This window comes from Virgibacillus indicus (assembly GCF_002266285.1).
GTDB lineage: Bacteria > Bacillota > Bacilli > Bacillales > Amphibacillaceae > Virgibacillus_K > Virgibacillus_K indicus.
Map to the genome: position 1 here is coordinate 196,564 of NZ_NPMS01000004.1, position 22,216 is coordinate 218,779.

At 37.5% G+C, this 22,216-nt stretch carries 22 protein-coding genes and 1 other RNA gene; 6 read left to right on the forward strand and 17 right to left on the reverse strand.

The window, feature by feature from the left end; all coding sequences use genetic code 11:
* The first annotated feature begins 209 nt into the window (after positions 1-209).
* On the forward strand, positions 210-776 hold the full coding sequence (locus CIL03_RS10495) for a YitT family protein (RefSeq protein ID WP_094885800.1): 567 nt from the start codon (positions 210-212) through the stop codon (positions 774-776).
* 177 nt (positions 777-953) lie between these two features.
* Here the strand turns inward: CIL03_RS10495 and CIL03_RS10500 are convergent, their stop codons facing one another.
* From CIL03_RS10500 to aceB, 3 genes are all read right to left on the reverse strand, one after another.
* Positions 954-2,207: a C40 family peptidase gene (locus tag CIL03_RS10500; protein WP_240508050.1), complete on the reverse strand. Its 1,254-nt coding sequence runs from the start codon at positions 2,205-2,207 to the stop codon at positions 954-956.
* A gap of 279 nt (positions 2,208-2,486) precedes the next feature.
* Entirely contained in the window at positions 2,487-3,764 is a 1,278-nt protein-coding gene (aceA, locus tag CIL03_RS10505; protein WP_094885801.1) for an isocitrate lyase, read from the reverse strand.
* Positions 3,764-5,365, reverse strand: a complete 1,602-nt coding sequence (gene aceB, locus CIL03_RS10510) for a malate synthase A (RefSeq protein ID WP_094885802.1) — start codon at positions 5,363-5,365, stop codon at positions 3,764-3,766. The genes aceA and aceB overlap by 1 nt, the downstream gene beginning before the upstream one ends.
* Positions 5,366-5,861: 496 nt before the next feature.
* Here aceB and CIL03_RS10515 point away from each other — a divergent pair, with 496 nt between their 5' ends.
* On the forward strand, positions 5,862-6,887 hold the full coding sequence (locus CIL03_RS10515; protein ID WP_094885803.1) for an FUSC family protein: 1,026 nt from the start codon (positions 5,862-5,864) through the stop codon (positions 6,885-6,887).
* A 42-nt stretch (positions 6,888-6,929) separates the two neighbouring features.
* Here CIL03_RS10515 and CIL03_RS10520 read toward each other — a convergent pair whose 3' ends face one another.
* The 5 genes from CIL03_RS10520 to CIL03_RS10540 all read right to left on the reverse strand — a co-directional run bounded on the left by CIL03_RS10520 (position 6,930) and on the right by CIL03_RS10540 (position 10,485).
* Positions 6,930-7,562, reverse strand: coding sequence for a response regulator transcription factor (locus tag CIL03_RS10520; RefSeq protein WP_094885804.1), 633 nt, complete (start codon positions 7,560-7,562; stop codon positions 6,930-6,932).
* Positions 7,555-8,601 (reverse strand): sensor histidine kinase, encoded by a 1,047-nt coding sequence (locus CIL03_RS10525; RefSeq protein WP_094885805.1) that lies wholly within the window; start codon positions 8,599-8,601, stop codon positions 7,555-7,557. The genes CIL03_RS10520 and CIL03_RS10525 overlap by 8 nt, the downstream gene beginning before the upstream one ends.
* Positions 8,598-9,329, reverse strand: coding sequence for a cell wall-active antibiotics response protein LiaF (liaF, locus tag CIL03_RS10530; protein ID WP_094885806.1), 732 nt, complete (start codon positions 9,327-9,329; stop codon positions 8,598-8,600). The genes CIL03_RS10525 and liaF overlap by 4 nt, the downstream gene beginning before the upstream one ends.
* 151 nt (positions 9,330-9,480) lie before the next feature.
* On the reverse strand, positions 9,481-10,110 hold the full coding sequence (locus CIL03_RS10535) for a PspA/IM30 family protein (RefSeq protein ID WP_094885807.1): 630 nt from the start codon (positions 10,108-10,110) through the stop codon (positions 9,481-9,483).
* 21 nt (positions 10,111-10,131) lie between these two features.
* Positions 10,132-10,485 carry a lmo0954 family membrane protein gene (locus CIL03_RS10540; RefSeq protein WP_094885808.1) on the reverse strand — a complete coding sequence of 118 codons (354 nt, stop codon included), beginning with the start codon at positions 10,483-10,485 and terminating at the stop codon, positions 10,132-10,134.
* A gap of 174 nt (positions 10,486-10,659) precedes the next feature.
* Here CIL03_RS10540 and CIL03_RS10545 point away from each other — a divergent pair, with 174 nt between their 5' ends.
* Positions 10,660-11,184, forward strand: coding sequence for a cysteine hydrolase family protein (locus CIL03_RS10545; RefSeq protein WP_094885809.1), 525 nt, complete (start codon positions 10,660-10,662; stop codon positions 11,182-11,184).
* Positions 11,185-11,237: 53 nt separating this feature from the next.
* Here the strand turns inward: CIL03_RS10545 and CIL03_RS10550 are convergent, their stop codons facing one another.
* Positions 11,238-12,218: an LLM class flavin-dependent oxidoreductase gene (locus CIL03_RS10550; protein WP_094885810.1), complete on the reverse strand. Its 981-nt coding sequence runs from the start codon at positions 12,216-12,218 to the stop codon at positions 11,238-11,240.
* Between the two features lie 20 nt (positions 12,219-12,238).
* Positions 12,239-12,811 carry a DUF1836 domain-containing protein gene (locus tag CIL03_RS10555; RefSeq protein WP_094885811.1) on the reverse strand — a complete coding sequence of 191 codons (573 nt, stop codon included), beginning with the start codon at positions 12,809-12,811 and terminating at the stop codon, positions 12,239-12,241.
* A 131-nt stretch (positions 12,812-12,942) separates the two neighbouring features.
* Here CIL03_RS10555 and trhA point away from each other — a divergent pair, with 131 nt between their 5' ends.
* A complete protein-coding gene (gene trhA, locus CIL03_RS10560; RefSeq protein ID WP_094885812.1) occupies positions 12,943-13,590 on the forward strand; it encodes a PAQR family membrane homeostasis protein TrhA in 648 nt (215 codons plus the stop codon).
* 41 nt (positions 13,591-13,631) lie between these two features.
* Here the strand turns inward: trhA and CIL03_RS10565 are convergent, their stop codons facing one another.
* A complete protein-coding gene (locus tag CIL03_RS10565) occupies positions 13,632-14,687 on the reverse strand; it encodes a M42 family metallopeptidase (protein ID WP_094885813.1) in 1,056 nt (351 codons plus the stop codon).
* A gap of 225 nt (positions 14,688-14,912) precedes the next feature.
* Here CIL03_RS10565 and CIL03_RS10570 point away from each other — a divergent pair, with 225 nt between their 5' ends.
* Positions 14,913-15,464, forward strand: coding sequence for a DUF3967 domain-containing protein (locus CIL03_RS10570; protein ID WP_094885814.1), 552 nt, complete (start codon positions 14,913-14,915; stop codon positions 15,462-15,464).
* A 99-nt stretch (positions 15,465-15,563) separates the two neighbouring features.
* On the opposite strand, the gene ssrA is transcribed toward CIL03_RS10570, so the two are convergent.
* From ssrA to secG, 6 genes are all read right to left on the reverse strand, one after another.
* Positions 15,564-15,931: a transfer-messenger RNA gene (gene ssrA / locus CIL03_RS10575) on the reverse strand.
* Between the two features lie 121 nt (positions 15,932-16,052).
* Entirely contained in the window at positions 16,053-16,517 is a 465-nt protein-coding gene (smpB, locus tag CIL03_RS10580) for an SsrA-binding protein SmpB (RefSeq protein WP_094885815.1), read from the reverse strand.
* Between the two features lie 120 nt (positions 16,518-16,637).
* Entirely contained in the window at positions 16,638-17,447 is an 810-nt protein-coding gene (gene zupT, locus CIL03_RS10585) for a zinc transporter ZupT (RefSeq protein ID WP_094885816.1), read from the reverse strand.
* A 299-nt stretch (positions 17,448-17,746) separates the two neighbouring features.
* Complete coding sequence (gene rnr / locus CIL03_RS10590) at positions 17,747-19,915, reverse strand: ribonuclease R (protein WP_094885817.1); 2,169 nt, start codon at positions 19,913-19,915, stop codon at positions 17,747-17,749.
* 49 nt (positions 19,916-19,964) lie between these two features.
* Complete coding sequence (locus CIL03_RS10595; RefSeq protein WP_094885818.1) at positions 19,965-20,711, reverse strand: alpha/beta hydrolase; 747 nt, start codon at positions 20,709-20,711, stop codon at positions 19,965-19,967.
* A 108-nt stretch (positions 20,712-20,819) separates the two neighbouring features.
* Positions 20,820-21,050 (reverse strand): preprotein translocase subunit SecG, encoded by a 231-nt coding sequence (gene secG, locus CIL03_RS10600; protein WP_094885819.1) that lies wholly within the window; start codon positions 21,048-21,050, stop codon positions 20,820-20,822.
* Between the two features lie 177 nt (positions 21,051-21,227).
* Between secG and CIL03_RS10605 the strand changes: the two genes are divergently transcribed.
* Positions 21,228-22,145 (forward strand): alpha/beta hydrolase, encoded by a 918-nt coding sequence (locus tag CIL03_RS10605; protein WP_094885820.1) that lies wholly within the window; start codon positions 21,228-21,230, stop codon positions 22,143-22,145.
* The last annotated feature ends 71 nt before the right edge of the window (positions 22,146-22,216 follow it).

A 22,216-nucleotide genomic window follows, 5' to 3' on the forward strand; every position in this document is an offset into this window, starting at 1 on the left:
CACGTTCTTCGCAGATGATCCGCCCATGCAGGTACAGATACATCAATAAACGAAAGTATTAGCGCCTTCCCATGGGCAATCACCTGCTTTCCTATACTAAATTATATTCTATATAAAAAAATGTGTCTATATAGAACACAGTTATAATTCATTATTTTATATTATAAGTCATATTATTTTGATAAGAGGATGGGACAAGGTGATTGCTTTTGATTAAAAAAATAGTTTCCATAATAATAGGAAGTTCATTGATTGCCATTGGAATTAACACATTTATTTTACCAAATCATTTATTGGATGGCGGGATTATCGGATTAGGATTAATTGCGAAATATGCTTTTGGCCTAAAACCAGGTTTAACTATAATTCTGCTTAGTATTCCCTTATATGTAATTGCCTTCTTTTACAATCGAACTTATTTTATTAACGGAGTTCATGGTCTATTGATTTCTTCCTTTTTCATTGATCTATTTCATCCACTATCTTTAACGGAGTCAGCACCTATTCTAATAAGTTCATTAACGGGAGGTCTTCTTATCGGCAGTGGAGTTGGTATCATGCTTATTTCTGAAACAAGTACTGGCGGTACAGACCTTCTTGCGCTAATACTATCAAAAATAACATCGATAAATGCTGGAATCTATATTTTTACAATCGATTGTATAATACTTTTTTTCGGCTGGCTTTTCATACCGGAAGTGACGATTATTTACTCATCTATCTTGGTAATAATGATTGGCATCACAACATCAACAATAATTAAAATAAGCAGCTAAAGAAATTAAGTTTGGCTGCTCATTCATTTTTTTACCCTATTTATTCTTTTTTGACTAGCTGGACTTTCTCATATTTACTGATGAAAATTCCGATAAAAATAATACAAAGATAAAAACAGCTAATAAAAAATCCATCCTATTCAATTTAGGATGGATTTTTATTTTCAGATTAATACTTTAACGTACACGACGTACATGTCCAGCAAACTTGCCTTTCCAATAACCGCTAGTCATGTCAGCAACTGCCAAGCCTGTGGAATTTTGAGAACCAATAAATTTACCGCCGCCTACATAAATTCCAACGTGGCCATTTGTTTTATATGTGTTAAAGAATACCAAATCCCCCGGCTGAATATTACTGTAGGAAACTTTAGATCCAGTTCCTGACAGGCCGGATGTACTTGATGGAATCGAAATTCCCGCCTGGCTGAATGCCCAGGATACAAAACCGGAACAATCGAAACCGCTTGGTGTTCTTCCTGCCCAAACATATGGCACTCCCAGGTACTGATAACCAGCATTTATTGCTGTACTGATGTTTCCACTGCCTGTGGATACTGCTGGTTTAGAAGCTGAATTACTTTTATTGTTTTCTTTTTTGCTCAGTGTTGTCAGATTTCCATTTGAACTATCCTCTTCCACTGAGGTTGCTGGCGCAGGTGCCGTTGCAGCTGCAATGCTTTGACTTACTTCAGCTTCAAGTGATGCCAGATTGCTATCTTCCATTTGCAATTCTTCTTTCATTGCTAGTAAATCTTTTTCTTTTGATTTTAATGTTTCCTTTTTATCTTCATTTTGCTTTTTTTGTTCTTTAATGGTTGCTTGCATTCCTTCAAGCTCTGTTTTCATTTCTTTTAACTCATCTAATTTATCGATTACTTTATTTTGTTTCTCTTCTACTTGTTTCTTATCTTCTTCCTGCTGATCCATTAATGCCTGATCAGATTCAGTGATTTTATTTACAGCAGCTACACGGCTGATAAGATCCCCAAAACTTTTGGAGCCGAATATAACTTCCAGGTAGCTTACATTCCCGCCACTTTTTTGATAGGAAACAATTCGTTCTTTTAAAATATCGTAGCGCTTTTCGATCGCTTCTTCCAGTTTTACAATTTCTTCTTCCAATGAATCAACTTCACTTTGTGTGTCTGTTATTTCATTTTCTGTTTTGTCCATCATTTTTTGGTTTTCTTCTAATGCTTTATCAACTTTTTCTATTTCTTGATTTAATTCCTCTAAATCTACCAGAATATCAGCAATTTTCCCTTCTGCTTCTGATAGATTTGATTTAATATCTGAACGTTCATTTTGAATTTGAGTTTGTTTTTGCTGCAAATTTTCCAGGTTGTCTGCATGGGCTGTTGTACCAAAAAGAGCACTGCCAAAACCGACCACTGCAACAGTGGTTACCATAACTAACGTCTTTTTCAACTTTCTGTTCCCCGCTTTCAATTTCACGACCGCAATGCTTTCTCTATGTATTATTCTAGGATCGACCTTTTATCTTGCAGATCAGTGATATGTATTTTGTTCTATGTAACCTATTTATTTAGGTCATTTGTAGTGTAACACTTAAAAATTTCATGCGTGTTAGAGTAATATTACAATTATATTTCAAATATGACATAAAACCTCTTTTTTCATTAAAAAAAGCGTATATTCCCTATCCGAGAATACACACTTTTTTGGATTAAATAGTATCTTATTATATTAATTTGTAAACTGTTCTGCCTCCGTTGAACCTTTGAGCGCAGTGGTTGAAGAAGTTCCTCCCGAAATCACCTGAGCCACTTCATCAAAATAACCTGTTCCAACTTCACGCTGGTGCCGTGTAGCACTGTAACCATGCCTTTCACTCGCGAATTCTGCCTCCTGAAGTTCCGAGTATGCTACCATTCCTTCATCTTTATATTTTCTTGCCAGGTCAAACATACTATGATTGAGTGCATGAAAACCCGCTAATGTAACAAATTGGAACTTATATCCCATATTGCCAAGTTCTTTTTGAAAGCCGGCTATCTCTGTTTCCGACAATTTCCGCTTCCAGTTAAAAGATGGGGAGCAATTATATGCCAATAACTTATTCGGATACTTCTCATGAATTGCTTCGGCAAATTTTTGTGCCTCTTCTATATTTGGTTCCGATGTTTCACACCAAATCAGATCAGCATAGGGTGCATAAGCCAAACCGCGAGATATGGCTTGATCGATTCCTGAATTTGTTTTGAAAAATCCTTCGGCAGTGCGTTCACCTGTAATAAATGGTGCATCATTGGAATCAATATCACTTGTAATCAAATCTGCTGCGTTTGCATCTGTTCTGGCGATTATTAAGGTTGGAGTCCCCATAACGTCTGCTGCAAAACGGGCTGCTATTAAATTTCTTACAGCTGTTTGGGTTGGCAGCAGAACTTTTCCACCCAGGTGACCGCATTTCTTTTCAGATGATAGCTGATCCTCAAAGTGAACAGCAGCCGCTCCTGCTTCTATCATAGATTTCATCAATTCAAATACATTTAATTGACCTCCAAACCCTGCTTCAGCATCTGCAACAATTGGAGCAAACCAGTCAATCGTTTTATTTCCTTCTGAATAGTGAACCTGATCAGCACGCTGCAAGGCCTGATTAATCCGCTTAACCACATTTGGAACACTATTTACCGGATACAAGCTCTGGTCCGGATACATTTGACCAGCCATGTTCGCATCTGCTGCAACCTGCCAGCCACTTAAGTAAATTGCTTTCAAACCTGCCTTCACCTGTTGTACCGCCTGGTTTCCGGTAAGAGCACCTAATGCATTAACATAAGCTTCAGTATTAACAAGATTCCAAAGCTTATTGGCACCCCTTGTTGCTATTGTATAATCAATATCAAGTGAACCACGTAAACGTATTACTTCTTCAGCAGTATATGGACGTTCCACACCCGCCCAGCGGATATTATTTTCCCAATCAGTCATTAATCGTTCAACACGTTCTGCAGTCATTATTCGTTTCCCCCTTTTAAAAGTTGGCCATAAGCCGGCAGTGTCAAAAATTCTTCAAAAAGATCCTGATTAATAAGATTATGAAAAATCTGTGCTGCTTTCTCATAGTTTCCTTTACGAAAGTTTAATTCTCCTTCATTACCTTTTATCTGGGTTATCTCTTCTTCCAAGATTGTCTCGACCAATTCCAAAGTAATATCCCTTCCATCACTTAAAATACCTTTTGGGTGACGTATCCATTGCCATACTTGTGCCCGTGATATTTCTGCGGTTGCTGCATCCTCCATTAAGTTATTTATTGGGACAGCCCCACTGCCCGATAACCATGCAGCAATATACAGAATTCCTACATTGATATTTGTACGTAATCCCTGCTCCGTTATAGCACCCTTCGGAATTTCCACTAAATCCGCTGCTGTTACCTTCACATCTTCACGTTTCCTTGAAATTTGATTCGGTGCAGGCATGCCCTTATCAAAAACATCCCTCACCAGCTGAACCATACCAGGATGTGCAACCCATGTCCCATCATGTCCATCATTTACTTCTCTTTCCTTGTCTGCACGAACTTTATTAAATGCAGCTTCATTTGCCTGATCATTATTCTTCACTGGAATTTGTGCAGCCATTCCTCCTATTGCGGGTGCCCCCCGTTTATGACAGGTTTTTATTGCCAGTAGTGAATATGATCTCATAAACGGTACTTCCATCGTGACAATAGAACGATCTGGCAATATTACATCAGGATCTGTCTGGAACTTCTTTATATAGCTGAAAATATAATCCCAGCGCCCGCAGTTCAGTCCAGCAGAATGCTCTTTTAATTCATACAGAATCTCATCCATTTCAAAGGCAGCTGTTATTGTTTCAATCAGAACAGTCGCTTTAATGGTGCCTTGCGGGATACCCAGATCATTTTGAACAAAAACAAATATGTCATTCCAAAGCCGTGCCTCTAAATGATTTTCAAGTTTCGGCAAATAAAAATATGGGCCTGTTCCCCGATGCAATAATTCTTTTGCATTATGGAAAAGATATAGTCCAAAGTCTACTAAACTTGCAGAAAGCGGCTTATTATTCACTCTGATATTTTTTTCCTCAAGATGCCAGCCCCTTGGCCTAACCATTAATACTGCAGGATCATCATTAAGTGAATAGCTTTTACCGTTTTCTGCTTGAAAATCGATCTGCTTTCGAATTGCATCTCTTAAATTAATTTGACCTTGCATCATATTTTCCCAGGTTGGTGAAGTCGCATCTTCAAAATCAGCCATAAATGTTTTCGCACCTGAATTCAAAGCATTAATAATCATTTTTCTGTTAACAGGGCCCGTAATCTCCACCCTGCGATCCTGGAGATCTCTAGGTAATGGATCAATCTCCCATTGATCGTCACGCACATCTTTTGTTTCTTTTAAAAAATCCAATTTCCCTCCTTCATTTAATTTTTCCTGCAGTTTCTTTCTGATCTCCAATAAGTTTCTCCGACGTTCATCAAAATGATTATGCAGTTTCCCTATAAACTCCAGGGCTTCTGGTGTTAAAATTTCCTCATACCGTTCTTCACTCGTAATCTGTACCTCCGTATTCTTTATCAGCATAGTTTCCTTCCTTTCTAATCTGTTGTATTACATAAACCATAAATATTCTTTGTTATATAACAACACATACAAAAAAATTAATCCTCCCTTTTAGCTAAACAATATTCACATTCCATCATGTAGCTTTTTGAATCCACCTCTTTTCCACAATTAGGGCATGAAACAGTATCTTTTGATCTTTTCATTTTTACACCACCTTTTATATAACAGTTTATTTAATTTCTTATTTGTTATAATACAGTCTATTTAATTTTCCCTGAAATTGCAACCCCTTTTTAGAAAATTTTTATTTTTGTATTATTTCATTAGCTAGTCTTGCTGAAAAAATCGCTGTATATCAGCTTTCAAAGCTTTTACATTTATTTATTATATAAATAAAAAAATGTAAAGTAATTCTGTATTCTTCTCAGGTAAAGAATTGAATTATGATGTAATCTATTAGAGAATAAGTATATAACTTTATAATTTGTAATTTTACATTTGGAGGGCAAGCAGATTGAAACTTTTTCAGTTTTTGGGGAGTCGGGTGATTAAAACCGGGGTTGCTATTTTTCTCACAGCATGGATCTGCGAGCTATTGAATTGGCCTCCTGTATTTGCTGTTATTACAGCAATTGTTACATTGGAACCTACCGTTTCAGATTCAATTAAAAAAGGGATTGTCCGATTTCCGGCATCTGCAATAGGGTCAGCCTATGCAGTTTTATTTATTTCGATCTTTGGAAATTCACCAATCACCTATACACTTGCTGCTGTTCTGACTATCGCTACCTGCTTCAAATTGAAATTACATGCGGGGCTCCTAGTAGCAACACTTACTGCAGTTGCAATGGTCGAAGTCATACACAGCAACTATTTAGTATCTTTTTTCATCCGTTTAGGAACAACAACAGTTGGACTGCTTGTATCCACAGGTGTGAATATGTTTGTATTGCCACCGGATTATACAAAAGAAATCCAAAAAAATATTCAAAGCATTACAAAACAGACTGGTTTCACCATTGAAAAGCTCTTTCAAAGTCTCTTAAGTAATAAGGATCCTGAGATAAATAAATATCGAATCGATCAGCTTGATAAAAAAATTGTCCAAACCGAAACACTGCTAAAATTTCAAAGGGATGAATCCAAGTATCATCCGCTTGTTGGAAATGAAAAAGATACATTTCGTCAGGCTGAGCAAAAACTGATGTCACTAAGGCTAATTCATTACCATCTTACAAATTTAATGGGGCTGCCTTCCCAGAAATTTTTATTATCAATTGAAAATCAAAAAATGATTAATAACGCCGCCGGATTATTAGTTCAGGGACTCAAGAGCAGCTCTAAGTTCAGTAAATCAGAGCATCAGGAAAAGGAAGTAAAATTGCAGAAATTATTTTGGGAAGGAAGCATCACAGTCAAAAAGGATAATAATTATTCAACAGGTTTTCCGCCTGAATTAATTATGCTTTATGAATTACTTTCGATTTATAGTCTTGTCAAATCATTTCATCAGTGGGGAGACAATGGGGCGGATAAATGAAATAAGAGAAGCAGCATCAGATACATTGCCACTTCTCTTATTTCATTCAACCAAATCATGTTTAAATGCATAAATAACAGCCTGCGTCCGGTCCTGGACTTCCAGTTTTCCTAAGATGTTGCTAACATGAACCTTAACTGTTTTTAATGCAATAAAAAGTTCATCGGCAATCTCCTGGTTTGTTTTACCCTGTGCTATCAGCATAAGAATTTCCATTTCCCGGTCGGTTAATTGCTCATGCAGATAGACTGCAGGTTTTTCACGCATGCGGTTCATTATTTTCCCTGTAACTTCTGGCTCCAGGATTGATTGCCCTTCATGTGTTGAGCGGATTGCTTTTGCAATTTCTGAGGCTTTGGATGTCTTCAGCATATAGCTGGTAGCTCCAGCTTCCAAGGCAGGATATACTTTCTCATCATCCAAAAAGCTTGTGACGATTATAATTTTGGCTTCAGGCCACTGCTCAATGATTTTTTCCGTTGCTTCAATTCCATCCATTTCCTTCATTACAAGATCCATCAAAATAATGTCAGGCTTTAGTTCCAATGCTATTTTCACAGCACTTCCTCCATCATCAGCTTCTGCAATTACATCAATATCAGGCTGTGCTGAGAGATATGCAGATACACCAATTCGCACCATCTCATGATCATCAGCAAATAAAACTTTAATCATCTTTTTCTCCCCCCATTCCTCTTAAATTCGGCACCTTAACCTCCAGCTGTGTCCCTTCATTGGGTAAACTAACCACTTTGAATACTCCACCAACTTCATAGGCTCTCTCCCGCATGTTCTGCATACCATAAGAGCTTGTTTTAACTTTATCCATATTAAATCCGATTCCATTGTCTGCAATACGTAAAATAACCTTCTCATCCCGTTCAATAAGCATGACATGCAGGGAAGTTGCTTTTGCATGTCTCAGCGTATTTGAAACTGCTTCCTGCAGAATACGAAACAATTGGTCTTCAATTCCTTTGTCGACTGTGAAATCTTCAATTTTCCAATCTACTTTCATTGGAACTTTTTGAGTCAATTCAACAAGCAGCTCCTTGGCACCATCCTGGAGTGACTTCCCTTTTAGTGCTACCGGCCGTAAATGCAAAAGCAGTGCCCGCATTTCAAGCTGGGATTGATTGATCATCTTTTCAACCATTTGCAGCTGCTGTTTTACCTGCGGATCCTCTGGTGGTTGAGCCTCATTAATGGCAGACATCATCATAGAAGCTGCAAATAATTGCTGACTGACAGAATCATGCAATTCTCTTGCCAGACGATTTCTTTCCTGAACCACAATTTCCTGAAGACTCTTTTCTCTTTCTGTTGCTCTTTCCGTTGCCAGTCGCTGTGCATGTTCTGTCTGGAGCCTGATTTTTTCCTGAATTTGGACCATCAGTTTCTCAATGGTATCCAATTCCTTATATGTTTCATTATCGATCGTTAAATTCTGGTCTTTAATAATTGCCTGCATTTGCCGTTCTGTTCTTTGCAGCCGCTGCTTCCAGTAAACTCCCGTTACAAGACCTCCAATCATGCCAGCAATAACCGGAACGATAAGAATCACTAACAGAAATGGCACCTCTCCAATTTTATATCCAAGAATATCTGACCAATCACGTCCTAAAAACATGGATAAAGTGATTCCGGCAATTGTTATGGAGATGATTAAACTTAAAAGAACAGCAGTGGAGACTTGACGAATAATCGTATTCATATTCGTTTCACCTCAATATCGCCTGACAATAAAGAGGTAATAATTTTCACTCTTGGCATTGCTTTATCATAATTCTCTGTCTGATAAATCAGTGACTGGTTCATCAGTTTCAAATTATGCTCCCCCAGAATGTGGGCACGGCCAAAAATGGAGCTGTGATGGATGCTTACCTCCACCTCATAAGGTACATAAATTTCAATATTGCCAACAAGATGTCTGATGGAAATAACAGCAGTATCATTTGGCAGCACTGTATTGCTTAAATCAATTACTCTATCACCAAAGGCTCCATGTATATTTACATCCCGCCATTGATAGGCAATATCTTCTGTTTTTTGGTCATTAAAAATCCGGTGGTCAAATAATGGTTTAACTTTCATCACTGGATCAGTTATGATTTCCTGAGCATTTGGCAGGCCTGGTGTGATCATTTCTGCTTCTTTTTTTGATTTGGAATAATTCACAATAAATAGTACAATTGCTGCGATGATCAAAAATCTAACAGCAAGCATATTTAAAATCGCAAATACTGCTCCAACAACACCAAGCCAGAAAACTATTTTCCCCCAAAGCCTGTTAAACTTCTTCCAGCCAACATAAATGAATACACCAGAAAACAAAGCAGAGGCGATCATGCCACCATGAAAAAAAGTAAGCTCAATAATAAAGAGGATCACACCGATAATCAATATCCAATTTAATGTATCTGTATTTAGTCGCTTGAACAATTGGTGATCCCCCTTTCTCTATTTATGTAAAGACTTGCAATTTTCTATGTCCGGATCTGGATCTTTAACAGTTTGTTCTATGTAAAACAGACGCAAACACTTGCGCCTGTTCAGTATATCATTTTTTTGTTCCATTTTCTGTTATGAATGATCAGTTCGTCTGTTCATTCATTTCTTTTTCAAGTTTGGCGATTTTGCTGTCGAATGTACTGCGGTAATATGCACTGTTTACTTTATATTCTAGATTTTCAATATACTGTTCCATCTCGGCAAATCTGGAAAAAGGTTTGTCAGATGCCTCTTCATTTACCTTATTGATTTGGTGGTTAGCATGAGCAATATTTTCTCTGCCCATTAGTTCCATTCTGCGCAGATGCATGTCCTTTAGCTTATGCTTCATTTCTTCATATTTTTGTTCCAGCATATCAAGCTGCTGTATTGCCTCTTCACGGGATGCCTTCATGCGATCTGCACGTGCCTGATATTCTTCATATTCTTTCATAGCAAATTCATGCATCGCTGTTTCTTCAGCTTTTTCTGCAATCCTTGCCTGTTTCAATCTTTTTTCAGCAAAGTCCTGTGCCTTTAAATATTCTCTAGAAAATTCTTCTTTTAGGCGATACTGGCGATCTATCAGCTTTCTTACTCTTTCTTTTTCCTGCTCACTTTGACGAAGGTACTGATTTAAAGCAGCGATTGGGTTTTTTTGTTCCTTCTTATCCATCATATCGTGAAGATCTGCTGAAATGGAATCCTTAATACGTGTAAAAATGTTAGACATTTAGTAACCTCTCCTTTTAAATTAATTATTAATTTCTGCCCATTGACGTTCAAAATTTGTAAATGGATCATCATCTTTCATTTCATGAACAACCTGATCGTTATCTTCCTTTCTCCAGTTGGTTATTACAAGATACAATACATAAGCCGCAGCAACACCTATAACAGCAAATATGTTAGAAAATGTGATACTTAGGACAATCAATCCTAATATGACCCAGCCAATTTTCCCAGCTGTAGAGTCACTCTTGGCAAATTTCTTGAAGATTACGTATAACAGCCAAATGCTGAGGCCTAGCAGAATCATTGGTCCAAGGTTGGCGAGCAAAATGAATAACGCAACCAGCCCTCCAATAAACAACATGAATTTTTTCATTACTTTTGCCTCCTTTCTTTATCCTGATTCCATCTTACCGGGAATACAAGATCTCAGTAATGAGCCTAAGAAATATTTTGGACTAGGCCCTGAGACGTATTTGACAATAGTTCTTTATTAATCAGGCAGGATTTAAACAATCTTTGTAGAATAAAAGTATTTGGAGGTGGCGTAGTGAAAGCATTATTAGTTATTGATGTACAGAATGGCATCGTTGAATTTGGAGATTTTGAAGTAGAATTGGAAAAAATGGAGGGTATTATCAAAGATTTTAAGGAGAATGATGACCCGGTAATTTTCGTAAGACATCTGGATGATGAAAAAGAAAGTCCTCTTTTTAAAGACTCAGCTGGTTCTGAATTACATAGCTCGTTAAAAGATTATGCTGAACAAGTAATTGAAAAGCAGACACCAAGTTCTTTTTTCAACACCAACCTTGCTTCAATTCTGGAAGAATTAGGTGTCGATCATCTTTTTATAGTCGGATTTAACACTGAATTCTGCTGTCAGTTTACCTCGATTGCAGCATTTGACCGGGGTTATAAAGTTACATTCATTGAAGATGCAACCGGCACAGTTAATGATGACGAAACGTATGAAATGGAAGGTCTTGATATCAGAGATTTCGTCGGGACTGTCCTGCACTGGTCTGAAGTGATTGAAGTATTGGATTATGAGGAATATGTAGAAGAGTATTAGATTGAAAAACGTTCATCGCCTCAATGATGAACGTTTTACTTTACTTCTAACTGCTATAATCCAAATTCATCTGCAAGTAATTCATAAGACTTTTTTCTGTCTTCAAAACGATGCGTAATTGTCACGAGCATAAATTCATCTGTTTGATACTCCTCTTGAAGTGCTTCAAGCTGGACTCTTACTTCTTTCGGAGTGCCAATGATAAGATTATCTTTCATTTTCTGCATTTTAGATTTTTCATCATCTGTATAATTATAGGATTTCGCTTCTTCTATGGAAGGAATTCCTTTTCCACCTTCCACCTTATCCTGCTGAATCTTCCAAAGCTGGCTGCTTAAAGCGAGCTCTTCCGCTTCTTTAGTAGTTGAAGCACAAATGACAGAAACAGCAACGAGCGATTGTTTTCCTTTTGAATTCTTTTTATATTTCCTGACAATGGAAGGTCCGTCCTGATCTGTCATAAAATGGCCGAATGCATAATTGATGCCTTTTTCCGAAGCTAATATGGCACTTTTTTCACTGGTACCGAGGAGCCATGGCATTGGTGAGTTTTTTGGAACAGGTTCCGGTTTAATCTTCGAGAACAAATTCTCTTCTGGAAAGCTGTTATTAATAAAGTTAAGTAAATCATCTAAAGACTGTGGCATTTCCTTTACATTCTGCAAAAAATTATCTGAAAGCGCCATGGTAGCTTCAGCTGACCCACCTGGTGCCCGTCCTAATCCAAGGTCTATCCGTCCCGGGAATAATGAGGCCAGCATATTATATCGTTCGGCAATATTAAATGGTTTATAATGCGGCAGCAATACAGCTCCTGAGCCAATTCGGATGCTTTTAGTTTGTGCCCCGATCAGTGCCAGCATAATGTCCGGAGATGGACTTGCCAGGCCTGTCATGTCATGATGCTCTGCCGTCCAATATCTGGTGTATCCTAATTCTTCTGCAAGTACTGCCAGTTCTATAGTGGCATCAAGGGATTCCTTAGGAGTCTTTCCTGCTGGTACAGGGGATTGGTCTAAAATACTAAGTTTCAAAATAAATTACCTTCCTTCTGCTAATCCTCTTTTTCATCTTGCTCCAATTCATCGACTATTTTTTCTGCGGCTCTTCTGTAAAAATTACTCATATTTGTAAAAGCAGCTATTAATAAAAATTGCTGCAGATATTCTTCATCCTTATTTTCCAGCATTGCTACTTCGTTTTTTATTTCTTCTACTTGTTCCTCCATGTTTTCTGTGAACATATTTACATTTGAATCAAGTAAATGCAGATAGCTTTTATACAGATTTTGCAGATTAAATTCATCTTCAGTTATTTTATTGTTAAGTTTATCAAGCGTCTGTTTCACATCATTTATCGATAAAGCAGTTTTCATCTGATAAATCATGCTGATCAGGATGACATGTCCCTTTGAATACTTTTTATTCTTTATTGGAAAGAAAAGCTTTCCCTTTGCATAGTTATTAATCATTGTTTTTGTTAATACTTTTTCATCTTCATTTCGCTTCGTATCTGCATATTTATTTTCAAAAAGCTGAATGACCTGGTCCATATATAAATCCAAATCCGGTATTTCTTCCAGAGATAAATAGGTGTCCAGATTCATTTTTTTAATTATATTTTCCATTGTAAAAACTCCAGTTAATTTTTTCATTCATTATACGGTATATTTATTTTCCAGTAAACCTTGACTACTTAATAATATGCATGTATCATTACAATATAGTTTTAAAAACTACATGAAGAGGTGTTGGTATTTTGGGGATTTATATCAGGGAACCCGTTAATGGATTAACACATTTATTTGGAGCTGTTTTATCTTTTGCGGGACTATTGGCTATGGTAATCAAAGCTTCAACAGTAACAGAATCAACACTTGCCATCGCTGCTGTGATTATCTTTGGGGTCAGTATGATACTATTATATTCAGCTTCTGCAACCTATCATATGGTTGTTGCCAAAGATCATGTGATTGCATTTTTAAGACGGATTGACCATTCGATGATCTTTGTGCTTATCGCAGGAACCTATGCACCATTATGCCTCATCAGTTTGAATGGTGTAACAGGTTGGGTGCTATTTGCAGTGATAAGCAGTATTGCTGTGCTGGGAGTAACATTCAAATTAGTATGGTTCCATGCCCCAAGATGGTTATCAACAGCTTTGTATGTTGCAATGGGATGGATTGTCGTATTTTTTAGTGCAGCCCTTGCTCCAATTTTAGGAATTGGCGGAATGGCTATGTTGATCATTGGTGGATTGTTTTATACCATTGGTGCATTTATATATTGGCTAAAGCCAAAATTTCTTTCGTTTAAGCATTTTGGCTTCCACGAAATATTTCATCTATTTATATTAGCTGGAAGCTTGTTTCACTTTTTGTGTGTATATTTGTATGTATTGTAAATGATAAAAACGAACCCGCAGTATGGCAGGTTCGTTTTTTATTAATAGGAAACCAGTTCTGATAAAACATAATGATAGAGTAACTGTTCTGTATAATCTAATGACGTTTCATGAGTTCTTTCATAAGCATGGGATGAGTCAATTCCAGGACCTATCAATCCGTGAACAATATCATGTCCTGCACGGATGGCTGCAGAGGCGTCTGATCCATAGTATGGGTAAATATCCAGCTTGTATTCGATATTATTTGCTTCTGCCAATTCTATAAGCCTTTTTCTCAGCTCAAAATGATATGGTCCGCTGGCATCTTTCACACAAATCGAGACAGTATATTCATCTGTGGATTGTCCATCTCCCATTGCACCCATATCAACAGCCAGATATTCCACTGTTTCCGGAGGGATATTGGAATTTCCGCCATAACCGATTTCTTCGTTGTTCGAAATGAGAAAATGGGTCGTATATGGCAATGTAATCGTTTCTTCTTTAATTCTTTTTATAAGCTGAAGCAGGATGCCAACACTTGCTTTGTCGTCCAAATGACGAGATTTAATGAACCCATTGTCTGTAATCTGGACTCTTGGATCAAAGGAAACAAAATCTCCCACTTCAATACCAAGCTCCCGAATGTCCTCCGCATTTTCTGCTTTTACATCAATTCGGACTTCCATATTTTCCTGATTTCGTTTCGCATCTCCGGCATCTTTATACACATGAACAGAGGTTTGATGCATCAGGATTGTACCTGTGTATACGTTTCCACTTGTTGTTTGTATCTCACAGTACTCTCCTTCTATTGCATTATATTTAAAACCCCCTATCAGATCCAGGCGCAGACGTCCATTTGATTTTACTTCTTTAACCATTGCCCCTAATGTGTCCACATGTGCAGTAAGCATACGATGTTCATCATTATTTTTCCCAGGGAATGTTGCGATTAATCCGCCTTTACGATTCCGTTTTGTTTCCACATCTAATTCCTTCAGATAGTTTTCCACAAATTGAATGACCTTGGCTGTATTTCCAGAAGGACTTGGTATGGAAACTAATTGTTTAATAAGATCTTTTGTTTCTTGTACATTTGGATATGTATTCAAAATAATTGCCCCTTTCCGTAACTTCAACAAGTCTATTTTAACGTTAATGAATGTCCATTTACAATGAAATCAAATATATAATTACTAAACAGTACACAGTACCCATTAATTTTCAATCAGGTTACTAGCGTTTTTGAAATATAGAAATATAAAATATCGGACTATTTTCATAATTTAAAAGGAATTTAAAAACAGATGTTGAATTAATTATATAGGGGTGATTACGTGGAAAATAAAGCTGTAACAACAGAAAAGGCTTATTCAACAAGCGAAATTGCCGTAATGCTGGGTATAGCAGTACCTACCGCCAGGAAATACGCTCGGCAAATGGAAACATCAGGCTACGAAATTCTCAAATCGAAGAGCAATGCCAGATTGTTTGTAGAAAAAGACATTATGGCATTACGTTACCTTAAAGAATTACGAGAGAAATCTAACGTTACAGTAGAACAAGCCGCAAACATTGTTTTGGAGCGGTTTGACACAGAGACGATACAGACCGTAACGCCAAGCGATACACCCGATACAAAGCAATACAGTAAGCAATACGATGAGTTAAAGGAGTTAATTGTTCATCAAAGTGAACGAATGGAGGAATTACACAAAATAATGGAAAAGCAGCATGAATATATCCAATTCCGTCTTAATGAACGTGATAAACTTTTAATGAAAACAATCACTGAACGTCTGGAAACCCAAAAACTAATTGCAGCTGCTGAAGCAGAAGAAAAAGAGAATGAGAAAAAATCATTTTTCAGCAGATTATTTAGAAAATAGTTTCTATTTATTTTCCGCTGACATTTATGGAGGGAATTTATTTTTATTTTTTTTACCAATTTTTATAAACAAAAATAAAAAAACCACCAAATTATGTATTGGTGGAGACGGAGGGAGTTGAACCCTCGTCCAGAGATATCGCCACTCAGGCTTCTACACGCATAGTTGGTATATTATCATTCGCTATTCCAGCAGCCTGCCAACAGGCTTATAGGATAGCTAGTCTGATTATATTCAGCGACCATCCTCAGACGGTGGATTGCCGCAATAGCCCGCTTAATTTGAGACCCTTCAATACTGCCACACGGGCGATAGCAGGAAGGATCGCTTTAGGCTACTTACGCAGCTGCTAAAGCAGGTTGATTGTTAGTTTTGCCAGTTATATTTAGGCGAGTAACGTTTTACGAGCCGTAACCTCGACGTGCGACCAGAGCTCAATCTATCCCTGTCGAATCCGTAACGTCCCCATTTAAATGAGAATCGCTCGGGAATTAATCGAGCATTCATATACAATAGCATTGCTTCAACTACGGTTATAATTATAACAGAAATCCTGATAAAATCAAGTGCTGGAAGGATTTATAAGCTTTATCTCATGTGATCCTTTATCGCACGATCCACATCACGTTTCATTTGCTTGCGCTTCAAGTCTTCTCGTTTATCATATTTCTTTTTCCCTTTTCCAAGACCAATCAGCACCTTGGCAAATCCATTTTTAATATAGATCTTCAAAGGTACAAGTGCATATCCCTGCTGCTGGGTTAAACCGATTAATTTATCAATTTCCTTTCGGTGGAGCAGAAGCTTTCGCGTACGAGTCGGATCATGATTATATCTGTTCCCCTGTTCATATTCCGCAATATGCAGGTTTATTAATTTAATCTCTCCTCGATCAATTCTTGCATGGGAATCCTTAATACTTACCCTGCCTGCACGAAGGGATTTAATCTCAGTACCCTGTAGAACGATTCCTGCTTCATATGTGTCTTCAATAAAATAATCATGGGATGCTTTTTTATTTTGGGCAATTGGTTTTCCAAAACCTTTTGGCATGAGACTTCCTCCTAACGCTTACATAGAACTCTATTCTACCAAACATTTGATAGTAATTCCATCCTGAAAAGGCCAGCCTTTAAAGCAAATTTCAAGAAAACTGAAAAGTTCCCCACGCGATTAGATAATCAGCAATAAGCTTATTGCCATTACAGCCATTCCGCCCATTACTCCATAGATGGAAAGATGTGCTTCATCATATTTCTTGGCTGCAGGAAGCAGTTCATCCAACGAAATAAAGACCATAATCCCTGCGACCATTGCAAAGATAATACCAAAAACGACATCATTTAAGAATGGCATTAAAATCAGAAATGCCACAACTGCTCCAACTGGTTCGGCTAAACCGGATAAAAAAGACAGTCGAAATGCCTTCTTCTTGTCATTTGTTGCGTAATAAATTGGGACCGATACGGCAATTCCCTCTGGGATATTATGAATTGCTACTGCAATGGCTATTGCCAAACCTAAAGCTGGATCCTGAATAGTTGAAACAAATGTTGCAATTCCTTCCGGGAAATTGTGAATTCCAATGGCTAATGCAGTAAACATTCCCATCTTTAGTAAAGCAGGATCCTTCAAAGCTGAACCTGGTTTTTCCATATCCTCTACCTTTTTAAGTTCATGAGGATTAGAACTTTTCGGTATGAATCGGTCAATTAATGCGATTAATAACATACCTGAAAAAAAAGATATAACTGTCAGCCAGGATCCTTCTTCCTCCCCAAGGTCCCCAACAAAAGCTTCCTGTGCTTTCGGAATAATATCAATAAATGATACGTAAATCATAACGCCTGCTGAGAATCCCAGTGCAAATGATAAAAATTTAGTATTTGTTGTTTTTGCAAAAAAAGCGAGAAGACTTCCTACCCCTGTTGCGAGACCGGCAAACAGAGTAAACAAAAATGCAAGAATTACATCATGGCTCATTCGAAATACTCCTTTAAGGAAAGTTGAAAAAACAAATTAATTTTCAGTTTTAAAATTATAGTATTAATATTATAGGCAGATTGCAACTTGTATTCATTATATTTATTGTGTATCAGCTAATGTTTAGTATAAGCGTCAAATAATTAGATGTCAACAATAAATTTTACCTAGGGCAACATTATTATATGCGAAATCCTCGGAAAATATGATAAATAAAAGCGCTGGTCATTTAAAATCATTAATGACCAGCGTTTATAATCAGCTGTATAGCTTTCGGCAGTTCCGCTATATTAGAAAAATTACTTTTTCTTTGCTTTTATCTTCTTGCGCTTTTTCGTTTTAGGCTTTTCTGCACGGACCATTTCAAAGTCCACTGCACGTTCATCCGTATTGACACTGGTTACTCTTACTTTGACTTCATCACCAATCCGATATATATTACCGGTTCTTTCCCCAATCATTGCATGACTTCTTTCATCATGGTGATAATAATCATCTGTAAGATAGCTGACATGAACCAGTCCTTCGATTGTATTTTCCAATTCCACAAACAATCCAAAGTTTGTAACTGAACTGATGAAACCAGTATATTCTTCACCAATTTTATCCTGCATAAATTCAGCTTTCTTCAAGTCATCTGTTTCCCGTTCTGCATCTACAGCAGTCCGTTCTGCTTCAGATGTATGTCTGGCAATCTCAGGCAAATTTTCTTTCCACTGCTGGATAGTCTTTTTATCCATCTTTTTATCAATCAAATAGGTTCTGATTAACCGGTGTACTATTAAATCCGGATACCTTCTTATCGGTGATGTGAAATGTGTATAAAATTCTGTTGCCAGACCAAAGTGTCCAATGCTTTGCGGGTCATATTTTGCCTGTTTCATTGATCTGAGCATCAGCTTGGATACAATCATTTCCTCTGGTTTGCCACGAATTCCTTCGATAACTTTCTGCAGGGCCTGTGGATGAACATCATTGGCAGTACCTTTAACAGCATGGCCGAGACCAGCAAGGAATTCGAAAAAGCTCTGAAGTTTTCCCTGATCAGGCTCCTCATGGATACGATGAATAAATGGAACATCCATCCAATGAATATGCTCAGCAACTGTTTCATTGGCGGCCAGCATAAATTCTTCAATTAGTCGCTCAGCAACAGAACGCTCTCTTAGAACAACATCTTCCGGCTTACCCTTTTCATCCACCAAAACCTTTGCCTCTTTGAAATCAAAATCAATTGCTCCTCTGCCCATTCGTTTGCCATTTAGAATAGAAGCCAGCTTTTCCATTTGTTCAAACATCGGAACGAGTGATTTATATTTTTCTTTTGTTTCTTCATCCTTATCAACCAGAATTTTATTTACATCTTTATAAGTCATCCGTTCCGTTGTTTTAATAACGCTTTGGAAAATTTCATGATTTACAACCTGTCCTGAATCATTTATCTCCATTTCACAGCCAAGTGTCAGCCTGTCCACCTTAGGGTTTAAGGAACAGATTCCATTTGACAAGCGATGCGGGATCATTGGAATTACCCTGTTGACTAAATAAACGCTTGTGCCGCGCTCATATGCTTCTTTATCGATTGCTGAATTCTGTTCAACATAGTAGCTCACGTCTGCGATATAGACACCAAGCTTATAATTTCCGTTGTCCAGCTTTTTTACCATTACTGCATCATCAAGATCCTTTGCATCGGCACCGTCGATTGTAACAATAACTTCCTCTCGCCGGTCTGTTCTTCCTTCAAGTTCTGCTTCTGAAATTACTTCTGCAGTATTACTTGCCTGTTCCATTACTTCATCCGGAAAATCAGTTTTGATTCCATGCTTATGAATAATGGAAATGATATCAATCCCAGGGTCATTTTTATGTCCAAGGATATGAATAATTTCTCCTTCTGCACTTTTTCTTCCTTCCGGATATTTCGTAATATGAGCAATTACCTTATGGCCGCTGACAGCACCGTGTGTTTGATTTTTAGGTATGAAAATATCATTTGGTATCCGTTTATCATCAGCAATTACAAACCCGAATGATCGATTATCCTCAAAGGTCCCTACCACCTGCAATGTGGCACGTTCCAGGATTCGGATAACGGTTCCTTCCGGGCGGTTTCCATCCTCATCTTTCTTTTCTAGCCTGACCAATACCTTGTCATTATTCATAGCCGATGCTAAATCAGAATGGTGGATGTACACATCCGTTTGATCCTCATCGTCAGGAATCAAGAATGCAAACCCCTTTGCATGCATTTGAATTCTTCCGCGAACCAGATTCATTTTCTCCGGAAGCCCGAAGCGATTCTTTCTGGTGCGAACAAGTTCACCTGCATCCTCGAGTTCATTCAATGCTTTCACCAATTCTTTAAATTCAACTGCATCCTCAATCTCAAGTGCCTCTTCCAATTCATCAACAGCCAATGGCTTTGTTCCATTTTCTTTAAAAAACTCACGTATTCTATCTTTCATTCGCTCACCTTCTTTCCTTTTTATTGTTTGCTCTTATTCCTGAATATAATCATACTTTCCAATCCAGTGATTCCAGGAATTGATAGATATCCTCATGTAACTGTTCCTTTTCTTCCCCTAATGTAATCACATGTGTGGAATTTTCGTACCATTTTATTTCTTTTTCATTTGTTTCCACCGTATCATAAATGTAAGCAGCGCTTTTCGTATTGATCATTTCATCGTGACGTGCCTGAACTACAAATGTTGGTGTATAGATTGTATCAATCTCACTTTTCACCTCTTTGATAAAATCTCCCAGCTGATGGAACATGTCTGAGGATTCTTCCATTAGCTTATCCACTTCTGCTTCGATATCTTCATCGTTTTTCCCTTCTAACTCTTTATATTCTTTGGAAAAAGACTTAAATCCTTTTGATAATTGTGTTTCATTATCAAAGAACATCGGCGAACACATTGTGATAATCGCTTTTGTTTTTATAGAATAAGCAAGCTTTAAACCTAAAACACCGCCAAGAGACAATCCAGCTATAGCAATTTCCTCATAGCCAAGCTCTTTGAGGTGATCGTATGCCTCTTTTACATCTGCCCACCATTGCTCAGGATTGGATTTGATCAATTCCTCAGGCGGCAATCCATGCCCTCTGTAAATCGGTGCATGACTTGTGTATCCTTTCTTCTCTAAAAATCTGCCCAGCATACGCACATCTGCAGAATGACCTGTAAACCCATGCAGCAGCAGCACCGCACGTGGACCCGCTTCAAATGTAAAAGGTTTTGGCTGTATTATTTTCATTATGTACATCTCCTTCACTGTTACTAATTTTACCCATTATATTAGATTATACAACGTATTTATACTTAAAAACCCTTATCACACATTTGGTGATAAGGGTCAGATTCATTAAACAATATATGCACTTAGAAATGCTAATATAAAAAACAGTACACCGGTAATCACGGTACCCCGGTGGAGAACCAGATCCATCCCCCGTGCTTTTTGCTTACCAAATAACTGTTCAGCACCTCCGGAAATAGCTCCGGAAAGACCAGCACTTGCACCAGACTGCAATAAAATAAGTACGATCATTATAATAGCATCAATTATCAATAATATATTTACCAAACTTGTCATTTATTAAAGACACCCCCTGAACGGACAAATACCTATAGATTAATTTAGCATAATACTGATATATAAAGCAAGCTATTTTTCAATTATCTAGCAAATAATGCATTTCAGATTGGACGATACTTCCATTTAATTTTATCATAGATAATAGACGAAGTTAAATGCAGAAAGGATAATATAATGGAGAAAACATTTTGGATGCGAGCAGATGACAATACAGCTATTTATGTAAAGAAATGGTATACAGATAATGAAAAGCCAAAAGCAATTGTCCAGCTTTCCCACGGTATGGTGGAACATATTAACCGCTATGATGCATTTGCTGAATACCTGCTTGGGCAAAATATTTTTGTATATGGAAACGATCATCGCGGCCATGGCAATACTGGCAAAGAACAAGGACTCCTTGGCTATTTTGCAGAAGAAGATGGTTTTGCCAAAACAACGGAAGATTTATATATGATTACGAACCAAATAAAATCTGATCATCCTGCCACACCTGTGTTTTTATTTGGACACAGTATGGGTTCATTCTTAGCAAGAAATTACCTGCAGAATTACAGCAGAGAAATTGATGGGATAATTCTTTCCGGCACCGGCTATTTTCCAGCACTGCAATCTCACGCAGGAAAACTATTAGCAAACCTGCTGCCCCCAAAGGAAGAATCCAAGTTGATGAATGCACTGGCTTTTGGCAAATATAATAAAAAAATCAAACCTAAAAATACAGCCTTTGACTGGCTCTCCAGTGACGAAAAGGTAATTCAAACCTACATGGAAGATCCACACGCTGGCTTTATTCCAACAGCGAGATTCTTTTATGATTTAATGGATGGTTTAATTACGATGAATGATCCGAAACAAAATCGTTCTATCCGCAAAAACATTCCTATGTTATTAATAAGCGGTGATGCCGATCCTGTAGGAAATTATGCTAAAGGAATATGGAAAACGGCTCACCTTTATGAAAAATCCGGACTCGAAAAAATTACTACAATGCTTTTTTCAGAAGGCCGCCATGAACTATTAAATGAATCCAATAAAGAAGAAGTTTATAGTGCGATTTACAGATGGATCAGGCAAAACTTCAAATTATGAATTGCTTGTTACAGTTTAGCTTGATTCCTTGAATCAGCTATAGAATAAGTTTAAAATAGGGACTGGATGTT